The following is a 268-nucleotide window of genomic DNA, read 5'->3' as shown; positions in this document are numbered from 1 at the left end:
GATGGCGCGTTCGCCGCGGGCTCGGATCCGGGCGTGCTGGCGGTTGTAGCGCTTCTGCCAGTGCTGGAGTTTCGGCCGGGATCGGTGGCGTTTGAACGGTACCCGGACGGTGCCGCGGGCTCCTTGGTAGCCCTTGTCGGCGAATGTCATCACGTCTGCGCTGGTCAGCGCGTCGATGATGCCGAGCTGGCGGGCAGCGCTCAGGTCGTGGGTCCGGCCGGGCAGGGCTGCCGAAGCCCAGATCAGCCGGCCTGCCGCGTCCGCGATG

General features: G+C 70.1%; 1 protein-coding gene. It reads right to left on the bottom strand.

The window, feature by feature from the left end; all coding sequences use genetic code 11:
* On the bottom strand, positions 1 to 268 hold a 268-nt coding region (locus tag ADL15_RS24440), incomplete at both ends, for a transposase family protein (RefSeq protein WP_275936272.1).

Origin of the sequence: Actinoplanes awajinensis subsp. mycoplanecinus, from assembly GCF_001509495.1 — a bacterium.
Taxonomy (GTDB): Bacteria; Actinomycetota; Actinomycetes; order Mycobacteriales; family Micromonosporaceae; genus Actinoplanes; species Actinoplanes palleronii.
Note: the sequence above shows the minus strand (reverse complement) of the source record. Positions and strands in the feature narration are given on the sequence as shown.